Origin of the sequence: Pedobacter changchengzhani, from assembly GCF_004354365.1 — a bacterium.
GTDB classification, from domain to species: Bacteria; Bacteroidota; Bacteroidia; order Sphingobacteriales; family Sphingobacteriaceae; genus Pedobacter; species Pedobacter changchengzhani.
In genome coordinates, this window is record NZ_SJCY01000011.1 from 71207 (window position 1) to 89979 (window position 18773).

General features: G+C 34.8%; 17 protein-coding genes. 1 reads left to right on the top strand and 16 read right to left on the bottom strand.

Annotated features, from left to right (window positions below):
* Positions 1 to 244: 244 nt before the first annotated feature.
* Positions 245 to 1354: a lipid-A-disaccharide synthase gene (gene lpxB / locus EZJ43_RS14380; RefSeq protein ID WP_133263412.1), complete on the top strand. Its 1110-nt coding sequence runs from the start codon at positions 245 to 247 to the stop codon at positions 1352 to 1354.
* A gap of 84 nt (positions 1355 to 1438) precedes the next feature.
* Here the strand turns inward: lpxB and EZJ43_RS14385 are convergent, their stop codons facing one another.
* The 16 genes from EZJ43_RS14385 to EZJ43_RS14460 all read right to left on the bottom strand — a co-directional run bounded on the left by EZJ43_RS14385 (position 1439) and on the right by EZJ43_RS14460 (position 18772).
* Positions 1439 to 1990 (bottom strand): WcaF family extracellular polysaccharide biosynthesis acetyltransferase, encoded by a 552-nt coding sequence (locus EZJ43_RS14385; RefSeq protein ID WP_133263413.1) that lies wholly within the window; start codon positions 1988 to 1990, stop codon positions 1439 to 1441.
* 152 nt (positions 1991 to 2142) lie between these two features.
* The gene (xrtY, locus tag EZJ43_RS14390) at positions 2143 to 2721 is read right to left on the bottom strand and encodes an exosortase Y (RefSeq protein WP_133263414.1); all 579 of its coding nucleotides are present in this window, start codon (positions 2719 to 2721) and stop codon (positions 2143 to 2145) included.
* Complete coding sequence (locus EZJ43_RS14395; RefSeq protein ID WP_133263415.1) at positions 2714 to 3613, bottom strand: glycosyltransferase family 2 protein; 900 nt, start codon at positions 3611 to 3613, stop codon at positions 2714 to 2716. The genes xrtY and EZJ43_RS14395 overlap by 8 nt, the downstream gene beginning before the upstream one ends.
* Entirely contained in the window at positions 3614 to 5185 is a 1572-nt protein-coding gene (locus tag EZJ43_RS14400; RefSeq protein WP_133263416.1) for an XrtY-associated glycosyltransferase XYAG1, read from the bottom strand. It abuts the gene before it with no gap.
* 63 nt (positions 5186 to 5248) lie between these two features.
* Positions 5249 to 6682: an exosortase Y-associated Wzy-like protein gene (locus tag EZJ43_RS14405; RefSeq protein ID WP_133263417.1), complete on the bottom strand. Its 1434-nt coding sequence runs from the start codon at positions 6680 to 6682 to the stop codon at positions 5249 to 5251.
* Entirely contained in the window at positions 6679 to 8184 is a 1506-nt protein-coding gene (locus tag EZJ43_RS17510; protein ID WP_243718105.1) for a glycosyltransferase family 4 protein, read from the bottom strand. Before EZJ43_RS17510 ends, EZJ43_RS14405 begins: the two co-directional genes overlap by 4 nt.
* On the bottom strand, positions 8177 to 8992 hold the full coding sequence (locus tag EZJ43_RS14415) for an FkbM family methyltransferase (protein ID WP_133263418.1): 816 nt from the start codon (positions 8990 to 8992) through the stop codon (positions 8177 to 8179). Before EZJ43_RS14415 ends, EZJ43_RS17510 begins: the two co-directional genes overlap by 8 nt.
* A gap of 263 nt (positions 8993 to 9255) precedes the next feature.
* Positions 9256 to 10554, bottom strand: coding sequence for a glycosyltransferase (locus EZJ43_RS14420; protein ID WP_243718106.1), 1299 nt, complete (start codon positions 10552 to 10554; stop codon positions 9256 to 9258).
* Positions 10551 to 11789, bottom strand: coding sequence for a glycosyltransferase (locus EZJ43_RS14425; RefSeq protein WP_133263419.1), 1239 nt, complete (start codon positions 11787 to 11789; stop codon positions 10551 to 10553). Before EZJ43_RS14425 ends, EZJ43_RS14420 begins: the two co-directional genes overlap by 4 nt.
* Entirely contained in the window at positions 11786 to 12811 is a 1026-nt protein-coding gene (locus EZJ43_RS14430) for a glycosyltransferase family 4 protein (protein WP_133263420.1), read from the bottom strand. Before EZJ43_RS14430 ends, EZJ43_RS14425 begins: the two co-directional genes overlap by 4 nt.
* Positions 12808 to 13827, bottom strand: coding sequence for a glycosyltransferase (locus EZJ43_RS14435; protein WP_133263421.1), 1020 nt, complete (start codon positions 13825 to 13827; stop codon positions 12808 to 12810). Before EZJ43_RS14435 ends, EZJ43_RS14430 begins: the two co-directional genes overlap by 4 nt.
* The gene (locus EZJ43_RS14440; protein WP_207924634.1) at positions 13805 to 14686 is read right to left on the bottom strand and encodes a hypothetical protein; all 882 of its coding nucleotides are present in this window, start codon (positions 14684 to 14686) and stop codon (positions 13805 to 13807) included. Before EZJ43_RS14440 ends, EZJ43_RS14435 begins: the two co-directional genes overlap by 23 nt.
* Positions 14687 to 14801: 115 nt before the next feature.
* Positions 14802 to 15731 (bottom strand): glycosyltransferase family 2 protein, encoded by a 930-nt coding sequence (locus EZJ43_RS14445; protein ID WP_133263423.1) that lies wholly within the window; start codon positions 15729 to 15731, stop codon positions 14802 to 14804.
* Entirely contained in the window at positions 15731 to 16699 is a 969-nt protein-coding gene (locus tag EZJ43_RS14450; RefSeq protein ID WP_133263424.1) for a hypothetical protein, read from the bottom strand. Before EZJ43_RS14450 ends, EZJ43_RS14445 begins: the two co-directional genes overlap by 1 nt.
* Before the next feature lie 93 nt (positions 16700 to 16792).
* Positions 16793 to 17770: a glycosyltransferase family 2 protein gene (locus tag EZJ43_RS14455; protein WP_133263425.1), complete on the bottom strand. Its 978-nt coding sequence runs from the start codon at positions 17768 to 17770 to the stop codon at positions 16793 to 16795.
* A 6-nt stretch (positions 17771 to 17776) separates the two neighbouring features.
* Positions 17777 to 18772: a glycosyltransferase family 10 domain-containing protein gene (locus tag EZJ43_RS14460; RefSeq protein ID WP_133263426.1), complete on the bottom strand. Its 996-nt coding sequence runs from the start codon at positions 18770 to 18772 to the stop codon at positions 17777 to 17779.
* Position 18773: the final 1 nt, after the last annotated feature.

An 18773-nucleotide genomic window follows, 5' to 3' on the forward strand; every position in this document is an offset into this window, starting at 1 on the left:
AAGATGGATTTTTACTCCCCTCCTTTTTTTGAGGAGGGTGAGTGCGTGGCTGAGCATTGGCGGGGGGTGGTTTTTTATTAGAATCCGAAAGTCGGGAAGTTAAAAATTATAAAAGCAAAAGCAGAGAGGTATGTTCCAAAAAACCAACCAACCATTGTCATAGGCATCCCTTTTGCACCAACCAAAAAACAAACCAACCAACCAACCAAAAAACCAAAAAACCAACCAACTAAACAAACCAAAAATGAAATATTATCTTGTAGCTGGCGAGGCATCGGGCGATTTACATGGTGCTAACTTAATCAAAGCTTTAAAAGCAGAAGATGAAGGTGCTGTATTTCGCTATTTTGGGGGCGATAAAATGCAGGCTGAAGGTGGCGAGCTAGTTAAACATTATGCCGATATGGCTTTTATGGGCTTTACGGAAGTTGTGATGAATTTGCCAACGATCTTTAAAAACTTAAAAGCCTGTAAAAACGATATATTGGCATGGCAACCCGATGTTTTAATTTTAATTGATTTTCCTGGTTTTAATCTGAAAATAGCTCAATTTGCAAAGGAAAATAACATTAAAGTTTGTTATTATATTTCGCCAAAGGTTTGGGCTTGGAACCAAAAAAGAGTACTTAAAATAAAGAGGGTTGTAGATAAAATGTTCTGCATTTTACCATTCGAAGTCGATTTTTATGCCAAATGGGGAATGAACGTTGATTACGTTGGCAATCCTTTACTAGATGAAATTGCTCAATTTACACCCGATCAAAATTTCAGGGCAACTCATAAAATTGGCGATAAAAAAATTATTGCACTTTTGCCCGGCAGCAGAAAACAAGAGATAGAACGCTTGTTGCCTGTGATGTTGAGCATCACCGAAAATTATCCAGATTATATTTTCGCCATCGCTGCAGCGCCAACCTTTAGCGAAGATTATTACAGCCAATTTACGCAAGGCAAAGCGGTGAAGTTACTCTTCGGAAATACCTATAATCTGTTGCAAAATGCGCACGTTGCTATTGTGGCTTCTGGCACTGCAACGCTCGAAACTGCACTTTTTAAAGTGCCACAGGTGGTGGTTTATAGAGGTGGTACGATTTCCATCGCAATAGCGCGGATGTTGGTGAAAATCAAATTCATTTCATTGGTTAATTTGATCGTTAACCGTAAGATTGTAACCGAACTTATCCAGGAAGATTGCAATTCGGCTAAAATGAATGCAGAAGTGTTGGAAATTTTAAATGGAGACGGACGAGCAGAAATGCTTCGCAATTATGATGATTTACTTGATTTGATGGGCAAACCGGGTGCTTCAGAAAAAACAGCACTTTTGATAAAGGGTTTTTTAACCACAGCGTAAACAGAGAAAATTAACACGGAGAGGAAAGTTACCAACTCTTAATGATGCAAGCGCGTATTAGGGTTAGTAACTTTTCAAATGAAATTAATCAATCACTCGATCTTTAACTTTTACCGCTGGATTGCCTTGGTAAATAGAATTTGCATCTAAACTTTTAGTTGCAACGCTACCCATACCCAAAACAGCGTGACTATGTAATGTTACTCCCGGAGCAACCATGCACCCTGCAGCGATCCAGACGCCATCTTCTAAAATAATTGGCGCAATCATTAAGTCAAAAGAATTTTTTCTGTAATTGTGGTTTCCTGTAATCAACATTGCTTTTTGTGAGATACAACAATTCTCGCCAATGCGTACCCAATCTAAATTTTCGATGTAACAATCGGCAAGCCAACTGTAATCACCTATTGTTAATTTCCAAGGATACTTAATATGTATGCCAGGCTTAATGCGAACTTCTTTTCCGATTTTTGAACCAAAAAGGCGAAGAATAAAGACTAAAATGCGACTAAAAGGAATTAAGTGACTTTTAAAAAAAAGCAGGCTACAGGCATACCATAAAATTTGTTTGAAATTGGATGCTCCGATCTTGAAATCGCCCTTATTGAAGTTTTTATGTAGTTGAGTTTCTTGCAAAGTATAGTGTTTGTTTTAAGGGTCGAGGCTGAGGTTGAGATTGAGGCTGAGGTTAAGGTTAAGGTTAAGGTTGAGGCTGAGGTTAAGGTTAAGGTTGAGGTTGAGGCTGAGGTTGAGGTTGAGAAGGGTAGGTCTCAGCCTCGTTCTCAGTCTCAACCTACCTTCCTTTTTTTCTTAATCCACATAAAAAGCATTATAAAGATGCAGATATAAACCAAAACATTAAAAATTTCGTGGTGATAGGTGAAATTATGACGTTGCGATTTGAAGAACCCAAGTAAAATACCCAATCCTGCTATTCTAAGTACATTAAGGATGTAAATAGCTATCACTCCTAGAACTAGCATCTTAAAAGTTGATTTCCATGTAGCTGGAAAGGCAAATACAAAGGCTGCTAAAAAACTCATCACTCCGAAACCTAAACAAGAATAGTTAATCCTCAGCCATGGCCCATTCACCACCATAACATCTTCGTTATTGTAAACCACATAAAAGCCAAAGGCTTTTATGATACTGGCTGCTGGTTTGATTAACGCGCTTTTTAACGCTTGGATGTAATCAAGATTAGTTGCAATATATAAATTGTAAAACCGAGATCCAGGACTCATCACGCTATTCATAAATAGATTGCTTTGGCTAAAAAAGAAATATAATATCAATAACGAGGCAACAAATTGTATTGCTTTTTGGTTGGCTACCTTTTTAGTTTCATCAGTAGATAGGTTAAGCATCTGTTGCGATTTTATTTTTAGCTTTTAATAGTTTTATTTTTTTATCGACAAGCAACCTGAACCATAATCCTTGTAGGTAATGAAAATAGATGGCCTTCCGATCATCAAATATACCGAGTTTAAAAGTCATTCGGTAAATGAAATACAAATAAGGACGGATACCCAAGGGCAATTTCCACCACAGTTTTTTAAACCAAGCTCTGCGTTCATCAGGGTTACCCGAAAAATTTGCTTTGATGGTCTGCATCCTCAATTTTTTTTCTCTTTCAATTTCTTCTTCAGCGATAAGATCGCTGTATTTTTCATGTTTGGCAAACCAGAATTTTATGTCGTTTTCCTTTAAGTTTTCCTCAATTAAATAACCATTTTCCCAAATATGCGTGGCGCCGGTAACTACAAACCGATGATCCATATTTTCATTTAAATCAGAGAATCCGATTCCATTTCGAAACATTTTTAGCTGGTAAAAAGGGAAATATCCGCCAAAGCGAACCCAACTGCCTTGAAAATAATTTTTTCGGTTGAAGTATATGCCGTTTACATTTGCGTAATCTTCATCGTTAAAATCTTGTAAAAGCGTAAAAAGTTCTTTACTCACTGTTTGATCTGCATCAAGTCCGATAATCCAAGGTGTATTAATTTGAAAAGCCTTAAGTGCGAAATCCCACTGTTTTGGATGGTTGATAAATTTATTAAACTTGACCTCAACCTTAGCCTCGGTCTCAACCTTAGCCTCAGCCTTAAAACGCTCTACAATTTCCAAGGTGTCGTCTGTACTTCCGCTGTCTAAAATATAAATTTGAGCATTCAAATCCTTTATCGAATTTAGCAACCGCGGTAAATGTATTTCTTCGTTAAAAGTGAGGATTACGAAGGTGAAATTTGCATTCATTTATGAAATGGTCTGATAAAGTTGGATATATCGATCAACTAGATGAGCAGAAAAGTCGTGAGCGATAGTAGTGGGTGCATTTTCTCTAATGAGGTTTCTGCTTTGTATATCTACGAAAGCTTTTTCAATCTCCTCGCCGATTTGTTTTGCTTCCAAATTAGTGATCCATCCAAAGTTGTTTTCTTTAACATAATCGGCTAAGCCAACTTTGTTAGAAATTAAAACTGGTGTGCCCACCGATAAACTTTCTACCACAACGTTCGCAAAGTTCTCATTATATGAAGTTAAAACCATAAGATCGTGTTGTGCCAAGAGGTTAAATTTAGCGTCATTATTTACTTGTCCAACCCAATTTACTTTAGCGTCAAGCTTCAAGCTTTTAACTTTAGTCATTAAACTTTCAACGTATTCTTCTTCTCCTGAACCTGCAATTGTTAATTCCCAAGTAAATTTCAATTTAGCCAGAGCTTCAAATAAAAGTTCTAAACCTTTTTTTTCTTCAATTCTGGATAGGAATATGAGTTTGAATGGGCGGGGTTCGTTTATCGTTTGTCGTATGTCGTATGTCGTATGTCGTTGTACGTTATACGTTGTTGATGTTTGTTCGTTTGTTTTTAACGCTTCTTCATTGCTCTTTGCTCCTTGTTCCTTGTTCGCTTTTGGGTCTTTAGTCTTTAAGCTTTGGTCCCAGCCTGTCCGGCCGGCTGGTTTAATTCCTAAACTCTCAACTCTTAACTTTTCACTTTCAACTCCTTGCGCGTTACCTAATTCTACTAAATTTGGAATAACCGTAATACTTTTGGGTTGAATAAAGTTCAGAATATCCTGTTTTTCTAACTCGCTTGTTGCATGTATGTGGCAGTAGGAGAGAAGTCTTTTTCCTAATAGTTGATGGATAATTTTTTTAACAAATCCATTTCTATTTTCTTGGGTGTAGCTTGTTAACATTCCGCGAGGCGATAATACAACAGGTATTTTATACCACTTTGCTATTAAACAACTAAAAATAGAGACTAAATTCCACCAAGCGTGGATGTGGATGACTAGAGCCTCACCCCGGCCCTCTCCGAAGGAGAGGGAGTTATTAACTGAGTTACGTTGCGTTACTATTATATTTTTTTTATGAGACTGGATTCTACGCCTTAAAGCCAGAAGCAATGCTGGAGAGAAATGCGTGTGGTCTTTTGTTATCCGGTTAAAATAGGTTACTGGTACGCCATCTACTATTTGTCTCTCATTCGACTTAATATTTAGTTCGGTTTTACCGTTGGCTAGTGTAGTGAAAACCTCGATATCTAATATTTGGTTTTCCTTAATCGTTGTTCGTTGTTCGTTCTTCGTTTCTTCACCTTTAGTCTTTGAGCTTTGGTCTTTGGTCTTTTCGTTTTGGTCTCCCCCAATCCTAAAAGGGCTTTCTATACTGCCTTGATTGGTTTCTCGATCTTTGAGCTTTAAGCTTTGGTCTTTGGTCTTCTCTTTAACCAGTGCCTCGCACAATTTAGCCACCGACATGGTTGGTCCGCCATAAATGTAGGCAGGTTTATACGATGCTATAATTTGAATAATTCTCAAAATAAAATAACGATTTTCATATTTCTAAACCTTAACCAACCAACCAAAAAACTAACCAACAAACTAAGCTTCTTTAACCGAAAATTTTGGCATTATTATTTTAAACATAATTAGCAGTTTGCATAAAGCAAGCATAATTAAGTAACTATAAAAAATATTATTAATCATAAACTCAAAATTATTTCCGCGCCATAGTTGTTGGAACAAACTGTTAAATACGATTATACAACCTAGCTCATAACTACCAAATAATTTTTCTGCCAAATTGCACATACTTTGCATCATTAGCCCATAAATCAGCATGGTAAAAAAAACACCAGGAATGCCCCAGCTGAGGTAAGCATCAACCACAGGCCTCGTTTTAGCAGAAACGGAAGAAAATCTACTTGCCACACCAGCGTCGTAAACTCTTTTCATTGAAACATCTTCGGTATTGGGTTTATTTTTCCAAAATATCCTCGGGATTAAATTTATAAATGAATCTTCTAAAATTTCAAAGCCATAATAATCGTGGTGTGCGGGCACGTAAGCAACAAAAGTGGTAAACATGTCAATTTCACTTAATCGATTGGTTAAAAAACTCCAATTTGTTTCTTCAATTTCATCTTGATTTGAATTGCCCAATAATGTTTCAAAGGCTTCTGTTCTGGCTTCCTCTGCAGAAACGCTTCCATTCCATGAAGATCTTACAACTGTATTGTAGGTAGGTAAAAAGTACAATAAAATATAAGCTACTGGAATAGACGACCAAATAATTGCCTTTTTATAATAAGGTAAAAATAAACATGCAAGTATAATTACATTGGTAATAATTGGTTCTTTGTATCCACTTAAACTGGCATTTAAAAAATTACCAATAAATATGAAAGCACCAACCAAAAAATAATTTAGGTTTTTCTCTACTACCCCGCGTACCAAAAGAACCGCGCCACAGCTTATTGCCACAGCCATTATTGGTAATGCAACTTGTATAAGGCCGGGTAAATACTGACAAATAAAACCAATAATGTAACTGATAATAGATAGACCAATTAAATAGTTATGGCCACTATAAAATGTGTAATTTTTTGGTTGAATAGGTTCTTTTTTTATCTTTAAAATTATCCCTGTTACGATTGCGGCGTGGGCAAGTAAACTCAATCTCTGACATTGCGCAATAATATATGTTTTTTCTGAGCCTTGAAATTGAAGTCCTTTTTCTACTTGTGTAAAATATCTATACCCCAAATGATCCATAAAATAAAATATGGATGTTACGCACATAAAGCCAGCAAATACAAATTGAGTGAGGTAAATTGGCCTCATAATTTGCTTGTAAATAGGCAAATCTTCGTTATAATATTTTGATGGTGAGAACCATGTCCAATAAAATATAAATAACGACCCCAACCAAGCAATAATATACGATGCAATTGGAATACCACTAAACAGGTAGGCTAAAATTACAGGAATGTAAAGCGGTACAATGGTTTTCGATCGCTCGTTTGCTCCGGTCATATTTTATCTAATTCAGTTTTAATAGCGGTTACTTGGTTATCAAAACTCCAAGAAGCTATTTTAGCTAGAGAAGCTTTGCCCATATTACGCAATAAATCTTTATTTGCACACATCGTGATTAGTTTGCTTTGTAAATCACTTTCATTTTCTGATTCAAAGATATAACCATTTTTGCCATTTGTAACTAAATCAATCCCGCAACCCACCTTATCCGAAATTAGAACAGCCTTGCCCGAGGCCATTGCTTCGTTAACAGCTAAACCCCAGGTTTCACTTAACGATGGTAAGCAAAATAAATCACAAGCTTGGTAAACCACAGGCATTTGCAATTGATTTTGAAAATCCATAAAATGAACGTTTTTAGTTATGAGATGTGAGATATGAGATATGAGATTTGGGTGCTTATCCTGCGTGATGTATTCCTCAAATCTTTTACCTTTCACCTTTAAACCTTCATCCACTAACGCCTCACCGCTAACCCCTAAACCTTGAGCTTTATCTTCTGCTAAACTTTCAACTTCTTTAAGCTTTGAACTTTCAACTTCCTTTTCCGCTAGCCCATCACCGCTAATCGCTAAACTACTCTTCAACTTTAAGCTTTCTTCTAATTCTCCATTTCCGACAAAAAGTAAATGAATTCCTGTCCTTCGGACATCCCCTAAAGGGGAAACTGTTTGATCGACGAGGGTACTAGTTTTTATGACTTGGGAATTCTGACTTTGAACTTTAAACTTTATACTTTGATCCTTTGTCTTTGGTCTTCGGTCTTCCAACTTTTTCATGATTTCTGACTCCTTCGTCATTCCAATAAAGGCATTAAGTAAAAGTTCAGGGTTTTTTACTTTTTCAAATTTTCCAGCGAAAAGAATGAGCGTATCTTCCTCGGCGATGCCCAAATTTGATCTCAACGCATTCGCTTCTTGGGTTCGATTTTCGGCAAACCGTTCATTATCAATTGCATGTGGTGCGAATATCAATTGAGATTCCTTAAATCCGTATTTTTTGAAATAATTTTTATTAGCTCTGCCAACGTAGAAAGCGAAATTTACTTTACTGTAAACCCATTTTAAAAAGAGATTTTTCACAACAGATTTTAATCCCATTCGATTATTAAATAAAGTGGAATCTCCTCTGAAATAAATCGGAATTTTACCCTTAAAAAATCTAAACGCTTGCAAATGGCTCTTCCAAGCCCAACCATAAATTAAAATCGCGTCAGGTTTAAAATCACTTACTTTTAATATTAAATCTGGATTAACGATGCCATTAAAATGATGCGTACCCTTATCCTCCGCCGTATTCTTTAAAAATTCATACTCGTAACCATATAAAAGAGGCAAATCCCATTCGACCTGTTTTTTGAAACCTTGATCGAACTTTTTTAGCGAACTTTCTCCCCAAGTATAAAAAACTTTTAAGTCTATACTTTTAGCCAAAAGCTGAAATACTGGCGCATAATATTGAATGGGATGGGTAGTAATTATAGCCAATTTTTTACTCATAATATTTCGCTAAAATGTTTCCCGATAGGAGGTTTTGAAAGTTTTTGACATCCACTAAACCTTTTCTAGTGACGTATTGAAAACGATAACCCGATTTCGCCAGCATCAACAAAATATAATCTTCCGATCTTCCTGTTTTTTCATGATAATGCTTATCATATTCAAAAATAATCTTCGGTTTATTTTTATTAATGGTTTGCATTAAACCTTCTATTACGAAACTTTCGTATCCTTCTACATCTACTTTAATAAAATCAACCTTTTTTCCCCCAATAATTTCATCTCCTACAAAACAATTAATAGGTGTTTGTCTGCCTTGTTCAAATAAGTTAAATGCACCAGGATTAGTACTTTTCGCATCAACATCAATAATGATTTGTTCTTTTTGATTACTTAAAGCGATGTTGTAAGTGGTTATATTTAGAAAGCTGTTTAATCCTATATTATTATTTAGTGCTTTAAAGTTTTGTGGTACAGGTTCAAAGGATTTAACTGAACCGTTTTCTCCAGTAAGTTGTGCAAAGTATAAGGTATGGAAACCAATATTTGCGCCAACATCCAAAATCTGGTCACCTTTTTTAATAATCGATTTAAATACTTTTTTAAGTTCGGGCTCGTAATCGCCAGTGTACACAATTTTCCCACCAATCCAAGTAGCCGTGTCGCAACAGATTTCGAAATCGCCTGTTAATGGTTGTACGATTGTAGAATGCTTTTTAAATTTGTTATGGGTAAACAAATAATTAAATATTCTATCCTGACCACTAAAAAAAGCTCTTCTTAAAATGAATTGATATATGGATTGCATGTTTTTTTAAATAGATTTTGTCATCCGACAGCTATCGGATCTGAGGAACGAAGAATCTATTTTAGATAATTTCATATTTCCTCTTCGAAAGTGTGAGTTTGGGAACTGATAAGTTAAGTAGTTAAACAAACGGTGATTTTTAAACGAAAGGCGATCTACCTTAACTTGTATTCTTTCTCTGTGGTCTCTGTGCAAAACTCTTTGCCCTCTGTGGTTAAAAAACTGGTGCGAATTCCCTAACATAGATCCCTCGTATCTCGGGGTCACAAATTTAGAAAATGAAAACCCATAACTTCGTTAAATAATTTTACCTGCTTTTCCGACATCGCTTTGGCGGTATAAGGCTTAAAAGCTTCCCAGTCCGTAGCAGGGATTAGGTTATTTTTAATACCTTCTAAATAATTGGACAGCGTTTTAAAAGCAAATTCCTCTTCTGATCCTATCCCAATATAATAACCAGCGTTACAATCTTTTAATATTTTGGTGGCACTGCTTCCTGAATGTAAAACGGCTAATAATGGTTTTTTTGCTAAAATATAAGGGTACAACTTCGAAGCGGTGTAATCTGCTTGGTTGGACCCGACAATCATCAAGCCATCGGCATTTTGTAAGTTTTTTATGCTTTCATAGAACCCAATTCTATCGGTATATTCGCTCACATAATTGGTCAGGCCGAAGTCTGACGCAACTGGCTTCACTGTAAATTCGCCCTTACCTTTTGGTGCATAGCTTGTGCCAATAAAATGCATGCTAATTTTTTCAAATCGCTGGGGGTCTTCCTTTAGGCCTTTTTTAAATGCACTAAATAAAGTTTGTAGAGCTGGTTTCAAATCATGCCCACCACGACCTACATAAACCAAATTCACTTGTTTTTTCTCTGCTTTATAAACTAAATTAAGTTGTTCATTGTATTCTGTTGCGATTTCAAAATCAACCTCAAAAGCGCCAAAGGTAATTACAGCACTTAGTTTGTTTTTTAGTCGCGGATAGCGCTGCTCCAAAGTTTCAATGTAATTGGCCGAAACTGCAATTAAACCATCAACAGCTTTCATGGCTAAAGGCTCCAAGTATTTATTCAATCGATACGAAAACCAGTATTTTTTTGGACGTTCTGCCTTAGGCTTATCTTTGTAATAATCAGTATGCCAAGGGTCTTGCATATCAATTACATAAGGAATGCCGAATTTCTTTTTCCAATAGGTACCTAAAATACATACTGGAAATTCGGTAGTCGAAAAATATATTAAGTCAAATTTTTTGGTTTTAAGTAATTCATTTCCTTTTTTCCTGATAAACCACAATGATCTTAAAGCTAAACTTCCCAAACCAACTTTAGCCGTGTATTTTTTTGATAATGCCTTAACGCGATGTATAGGTATTGAAGTTGGAACGGTGTTTAGCAACAATTCATCTTTTACCACATCCGTGAATTTTTGGTCGACCGTAATCACTTCTGCTTGCCAACCCAATTCCTCAAAATAAGGTAAACTCATTCTAATGCGTTGCAAATCGGCAGTATTGGATGGAGGGAAGTGAGGGGAAATGATGAGGAGGCGTTTCAAATTGTTGCCAAAGTTTGTTCTACAATATTGAGAAATTTCAGTTTTTCTACTTCCCAGTTAAGCTCTTCATCCGCATATTTTTTGGCTTGTTTTTGGTGAGCCAATAATAACGTTCTGTCTTCTAGGTATGTTTTTATTACTTTTGATAATGATGCTGGATCATTTTTTTTATAAATCATCCCCATATTTGGGTATTCCTCTAAAAGAGACGATTGGGCAGTTGTATCAGATGCGATTACAGCCAAGCCTGCTTGAATGTAGGTGAAGATTTTGTTGCTCAGCGCCGAATCGTTATTAATAGAAAATGCAGGTTCTGTAGCCAAGCCTATGTCAAATTGATTAAGATAATTTTGTACATCATCAGGATGAATAGGTGCTTGAAAGAATATTTTAGGTGGATGATTGAATTGTAAGTGATGAGTAATTTCCTCAAACTTTTGTTTCATTACATCTGATAAATAGCCTAAAATATAAAATTCAATCTCAAACTCCTGCAACTTCTTTAAAGCGGTAAACACATCTTGAAGGCCCCTAGACAAACCAACGTTTTGAGAAAACCAAACGAGTTTAATTGCGTGATTATTTGATGTTTTTATCGTTAAGTTTTCTTGCTTTGGGAAAACGTTTAAAATGCCATTGAATATAAGTTTTGGAAATAATTTTTTATAATAAGCTGCTATTTGAGGGCTACTTGTGGTTAAATAATCAACTTTAGGGAAGTATTTTTCTTCAATAAATTTTTTTAGTTTAACATGGATGTCTGTTGCCTTATTACTCATTTCATAACGATGAAGATCTTCTGCATCGAAACCAGATTTTGCTTTGTTTCTTTTTGCAGCATTCACCGCTGCGGGTAATGCTGCTAGATTATGGGCAATGTATAAATCTGAAGATATTTTACACGCTTTTCGCGATAAAGCCATTGCGCATCGCCCTATACTTAATTCAGCTAGATGATATTTTAAGCCAATTTTTCGGGATAAGATATTGGCGATTTTACTGATGATGCGTAATTTCCAATACGAAAAACGATTCGTGTCTGGTGTTCCACCTACTCTAATCGCTTTCCATTTTTTTGAAGCAATTAAAGTTTCATCTGCTATGGTTGCCCAATCGTTCCAATATTGATAAATCAAAGTCACCTCATAACCCGCTTCTACCAATGCATCGGCTTCTTTTACTAGTCGCGGGTTAAGGGAAGGTTGACCGGAAGTGATGAGGACAATCTTACTCATTTATTATTGTCGATCATTTTTTGATACAATTCCAAGTAATGATTAATAATTATTGTTGAAGAAAATCTTTCTTCGCAATCTCGTCTGATATTTTGTCTATTTAATTGTGGCACCTTACCTATTAGACCAATCATTTCTTCGACAGTGTTGCAACTAAATCCATTAATTCCATTGATAACAATTTCTGGAACAGACCCTCGATTAAATGCAATTACGGGAGTTCCGCAGGCCATCGCTTCAGCCATTACAATGCCGAAGGGTTCATTCCATTCAATAGGCATCAGAAATGCCAAGGCACTACCTAAGAGCTTGTTTTTTTGTGAATCGTTTACTGGACCAATGTAGGTAATGGTATCTGACAGGTAAGGTTTAATTTCCTGCTCAAAATAATTTTGATATTCAGCTGGAATATTTCCAGCAATAATTAGCCTTTTATTCGTTGCCTGAGCTACTTTTATTGCAATATGTGTACCTTTTATAGGTTCAATTCGTCCTAAAAATACTAAAGGAGCATCTTCCTTTATTTTTTCGACAAAATCGTAAATTGATAAATCTACTCCATTAAATATTGGATAGGATGTAGCGAAAGGTGATATTTGGTTACTGATATAGGCACTGCAACCCGTAAACGATAGTGAATTTTTCCTCGACAATGTTATTGCCTTTTTAATTTGCCCTAATGATGGCTCTCTTTGGTAACTCATCAGTTTAGGTAACTTAACTGGTAATTGCGGTAGCAAATAAGCCAATCGTCCAAAGCTGTGAACGATGTCGAAATTATTCTTTATAAGTATTCGATTAATTAAAAATGTATTTTTAATCACATCTAATTTATTGCTGCTGCTTAATCCACTATACGCAAATAGTTTTGCTGATGTGTTAGAATCTGGATGCGCAAATAAGCTAACTTTATGCCCAAGTTTTATATAACCTTCAATTAACATGGATATAATTCTTTCTATTCCTCCGTATAAAAGGGGAGGAACAGGCAATTCCGGATCGGCTATAATTGCTATTTTCAAACTCTAGATTTATATAGTTTTGTGTAGTTTTCTGCCATAATCGCTGCTGTGTAATTTCTTTCAAAGAAAGCTCTACATATTTGTCTGTCAATTTGATTTAGATTATAAACTGCACTGATGAGATCTTCAAATGTTTCTCCTTTAAAACCATTCACTCCATTTATAATATATTCATCGAAACAAAAACGATTATAGCTAATCACAGGACACCCACAAGCGTTTGCCTCTAACATTGTAGTATTAAATGCTTCACTATCAATGGTAGGAATAAGTAACGCAAGAGCTGAATTGAGTAGTACATTTTTTTGCTCATCATTTATTGCTCCAATAAATTTTATATTGGATCCGTTACATTCTGAAAGAACATATTTATTAAACCAATCTAATTCTTCAGGATAATCACCAACTTTACCAGCTATAATTAAATTTCTCTCGGTAATCTTGGCTAGTTTGATTGCATCAAGAACACCTTTTTTTTTTCCCATTCTGCAAATAATAATTAGTGGGGAATCTTCAGACATTATTTTTTTATGATAAGTATATAAGTCTTTTGGCAAACCATTATTAACAAATGCCCAATTACCCATTAAATGCTTTGTTTTGTCTTGTATCCACCTTCCACACGGGCTAAAAGTGAAATTTCTAGCTTTGAGTTTCGAAAATCTAAAAAAAGACTTTGTTTCCAGGTCTGACATGTGGAATGTGTGTATTTTTCTCACATTACTCCATATTAAAGGCAAGAAATAAATAAGTCTTCCATGGTTATGGATAACATCGTATTTATTGAAAAGTAAATGTTTCCAGATCGTTTTTACTGTGTTTTCTTGTTCTAGATATCGCCCAATCGGAATAAATTTAACGCGTGCAGGCACGATACTATCACTATGACCCATCAGCGTAACTTCATGACCATCTTTTATTAATTCATCAATCAAATAAGATACTACACGTTCTGTACCACCAATTGTAGTTACAGGAAATGGAATTACCGGGTTAACGATTTGAAGAATTTTCATCAGTGGTTTTTGTGTAGATTTCTACGTATTTATTCGCACAAATTGAAAGAGTTAGATGCTCTAAAATATAATCTCTTGGTTTGAAATCTTTTCTTTTTAATTGATAAATGAATGTTTCAAGCGTATCACTAAAATTGGAAATATCTTCAAACTTCAAGCCACATCTCTCGTCCCAATATGGAACTGAGCTTACAGGTTTGTATTTGACTTTATTGGGGAAATAATAAGGGTCTTGCCAATATCCACCTCTATCCCAGGCCAAAATAGGGGTATTGGTCGATAGAATTTGTTGATAAGCTTGCCCTTGTGTTTCATGTTCACACAAAAAAATTGCCGATAAAGAGACGGCTAGTTTTTCCATCAACTCATTAGGCTGGTAAGAACCATATTTCAAAATGGTATAGGTAAGCTTTAATCTTTCTAATTCGTTTACAATAGGTTGTATGAGTGAGGTTTCAAATTCATCATGTTTCCATCTAATTTTATCATAGATTAAAAAATCATACTCCTTTTGTTTTTTAATTGATGGATTCCATTTTGCTGTATCTATTCCAGCTGGCCAAGCCAATACCTTATGTTTATAATAGGGTTCGAACATTTCTTTTATCCAGTTACCCGGAACAAGAATTTTTTTTACGTTGGGGTAAAACTCAAATAAATCAGGACATTCTATAGGATGAGAATAAACTCCTGCACCAAATAGGATAGGGTTTTTAAATCGCTTCTCAAAAATTAGCTGGGGTTTACCAACTATTCCAATCAACTCTGTTGGGTGCTTTTTGGCGTATTTATAATCGTTAAAACGATAGGGGATGCCCAGTTCGTCTAATCCCTTCATTAATTGTAAAGCAATTAACATTACGCCCCCAGGTTTAGCTTTACCTCTAAATATTCTGCGTATTATTTTTCGTGGATAGCGATCATATTTGATCCAACGATCATTTTCAGGTTCTTCGTAAAATAAGTTAAGCGTTTTAATGGGATTTGGGTTTAGTAAATAATCTTCTGAAATTTAATATTTTTTCGGTGGTTCTAAAACCCAATTTTTTGTAAAACACACCTAATATTCCTTTGTTTGGTATGTGAAAATCGGGATTTAGTTTATAAATCCATTTCACAATTTCATCAGCCTCCTGTAAATGGTTTATTGCGACCCAATGTGCTAATGGCCATAGCACTTTTATGCCAGCGTCAATTCTTCGCTTGGAAAGCTCGCTTGATGACGAGAGTATTTCAAATATTTTTCGATAGAGTTGATAGTGTTGGTAGTTTTGGATTATTTTATTTGGGGTAAATTGAAGTCTTTTGTTATTGTGAATTCTATGCAATAGTCCGTATCCATCATGAAAACTTACTCTTGGTTTCTTCAAAGCTACTTCAAGAACGAACAACCGATCATCTCTAAATCCAAAATCAGGTCTATGGGGTATTTCATTGATAAATTCCTTTCTGAATAAATATGAAGAATAATGTGACGAATCACATTCTCCTAACTGTTGGGCAACAAAATCATCAGATTTGATCCAGGGTTGTTCTTTTATAATCCTTCCTGCTTCATCAATTAATTTATACCCACTTACCACTACATCTGCATTTTCTTTTTCTGCAAGAATAAATTGTTCATCTGTTGCTTGGTTATTAATCAAATCGTCAGAGTCAAGAAATTTGATGTACTTTCCTTTTGCTATTTTAAAACCATCATTTACTGCCCAACACTTCCCCCAATTTTGTGTTTTTATTTTAGTAATTTCTTTTTGATTTTGTAGCCATTCCCAGGTTCCATCATTACTTCCGTCATCAATAACAATAATTTCTACTTTGCAATTCGTTGGAAAACAACTTTCTATTGCTTTAGGTAAACACCAAATTCTATTGTAAGTAGGGATTATAATACTAACATCCATTATTCTACTATTCTTTCTGATTTAATAATCCGTCTAGTTCCAAAAAGCAATCTAAAAACTGGTCTGAAAAGTATTTTAAATTGTTCTTTAAATCGAGCGGGCGCTTCTATTGTAACCTTTGAATAAAGGTCTGTATGCCAGTTCAATTTATTGTTGAGATGTTTTTCAAGACGGTAAACTTCTCTTTTATATGGATAGTTTTGCGTGTAACTACCTAAAAAATGAACAACTAGTGGCTCTACTTTTTTAAATGGATACCAAGACTGGTGTAACGGATGTTTAAACGAATTTAATAGCCATCTTTCTCCGCTGATCACATCTATTTCATATCCACCTTGACAGGCTTGTGGATCACTCATTATCGTTCCATCATCAATTAAAGGCTCCATGTTATGTATTTGCATAGCCAATGCCATAATTACTTCATCATTGGGGCGGTTCCTTAATCTTACAAAACCTATTTCATCGTATTTCTTTTCTATTTCTCTTGCTAAACTATATACTTCTGATGCTTTCTCACTACTTTCTAAATAATATATTCCTCCATTAAACTTCGGTAGGTGAGGGATATTAAATTTTTCACAAATAAGCCTTATGTCTCCAAACCATTCTCCATTAGTTATATAATCACCAACCACTGAAACTTTTTTTCCTTTAAAGCGCTCAAAAACCTTGATAAGGTTGCCGAAAATTAAACAATCACTATCTATAAATAAGGTTTGACCTGGAGGAGCAACTTTGTCTAAAAATAATTTTGGTGTAAAACCTAATCCAAATTCGTTTGGCTGAATGGATATTATTTTAATATCATTTAACAAATCTAATGGAAGTTGATTTGGTAAATCGGTAACAATATAAAAATCGATATTAGAATCTCTATTCCACAATATAAACGATCGGGCAAGATTGATTGCCAAATCAAAATAAAATTTCTTTCCTGTAGCGAGTGTGATAATATTTCTATTCACTATTATTTAATTGCTTCTAAACCGCTATGATTGATATTGAAAGTATAGCCATGATAATATCTTCGTAAATAGCAGTTAACTACTCTTTTTGAATTAATGCCCAAAACGCAAATAGTTAATGTATTTGATTAATTTCCAACCAAATATTTTACTTAAGATTGTACTGATCGGGCCAGCTGAATAGGCTATTTTTTTTAATCCAAATTCTTTTGTTTTCTTCAATGCTTGTGCAGATATACCATTAAACCTTGGATAGGTTGCAACAGTAATTTGTTGAAATTCGATACTAAAAATCTTATCAAGTAAATCTTTACTAAGCTCGTCTTTTAAGTGGCTATATTTAAGTAACGAAGCGTTGAACATAGAAGTGAAGCCTTTTAAAGTAAGTTGGGCTGATAGATTAGTATTTGAATTGTGCTTTCTATAATAATTAATTCCATTCACTGAAAAGCAAATACCTTCTGATGCTAACAAAACTCTACAAAAGTATTCTCCATCATCATCCATACTTAACGCCTCGTTCCATTGTCCTGCCTTATCCAATACTATTTTTGGCGATAGCCAAGAGTGTACAGCAACCATTCCGCCTAAATTCGCCCCCACTAGATCGCCCCCATAAAGGTTTCTTATAAATTCATGTTTAGAACCAGTAAAATTGCTCATCCAAGTTTTTTCAGGATATTTTAGGTTAATTTCTTCACCATCTTTAAAATATACTGTTGAACAAATGCTTATAAACTCCAGTCTTTCTTCAAGTATCAAAGCCTGACTAGCTATCTTATCGTCACTAATCAAATCATCAGCATCTAAAAACTGAATATATTTACCTTTTGCAATTTTTGATCCAGCATTTCTTGCTGCGCTTGCGCCCTTATTATTTTGGCGTACGATGATTGTATTTTCCTTCTTTAATTTATTAGCAACCTCGTAAGAGTTATCTGTCGAACCATCATCAATAACGATAACCTCGATATTGGTGTAGGTTTGATTATAAATACTGTTAAGTGTTTCAGCGATATGCTTTTCTGAATTGTAGAGTGGGATAATCACTGAAATTAAAGGTAAAGTCATCAATAACTAAGAATTAAAGATTTCTCTCCATCTATTTATTGATGATAAACTTTCGGGCACTTTGTTTTCTTTTAGCCAAGGTTCATTCAACATACTCATATACATTTCGGGATTATTATCTAGTTCAATGATTTTGTCAATCAAAGGTGTAAAATTCAGATTATTCAGCTGTATTTTCATTTTTTCATTTTTGCCGATCATTTTTAATTTTCGACGCACTTTGTAATATAAACTATCAAATGTTGCGGGACGGTAATCTTTAAAGTTATACTGACTATTTTTTTCTAAAAATTCTTTTAATGTATTGTTAGAAACTTCTACATAATTGTTAGCATCGATTAAGCTTTGGTCATTAAATACCTCAGCTACCTTTGGGTCTCCACAATAAATGGGAATTGTATTCATCCGCATGGCATCATATAATTTTTCTGTTTGATAACCTGGATAAGAATAGCTTTCAAAAGCAATTGTAAACTTATATGGGCTAAGAAATTGTCGTTTAATTTCCCATGTATCCCCTTTGTATTGAGAATCTATTGGAGCCATGTTGTTCATAGATTTTCCTGGAGCATCTATCTTTTTGTATTTTGATAGCTGTTTGAAAAATTCTTCCCGGTAAGGTATCTTATTTGAATATAGGAAATTACAAAATTTAGTTTTTTTTGCAAACTCAGATTTAACATCAATATTTTTGATAAAAACGGATGGATTTAAACCATGCCATTGTATGCGTTTGTATCGATAATTTTTAACTTCCTCTTCTATTGGCACACCAAATGCCCATTCACAATTTGTTAAATCTGGTCTAATACTTTCGCAATAATACCCTATCCTAACATAATCTCCTTTCGTAGGTATATCATTTCCATAAGGCCCAAAAATGATAAAATCTGGATTCTTGCTGTCTACAAATTCATACTCATCTGTTAATTCCCAAAGAATCTCCTTAACGCCACTTTCAAAAGATAAACCATTCTGAAATTTAATGTTAATCTTCTTCATG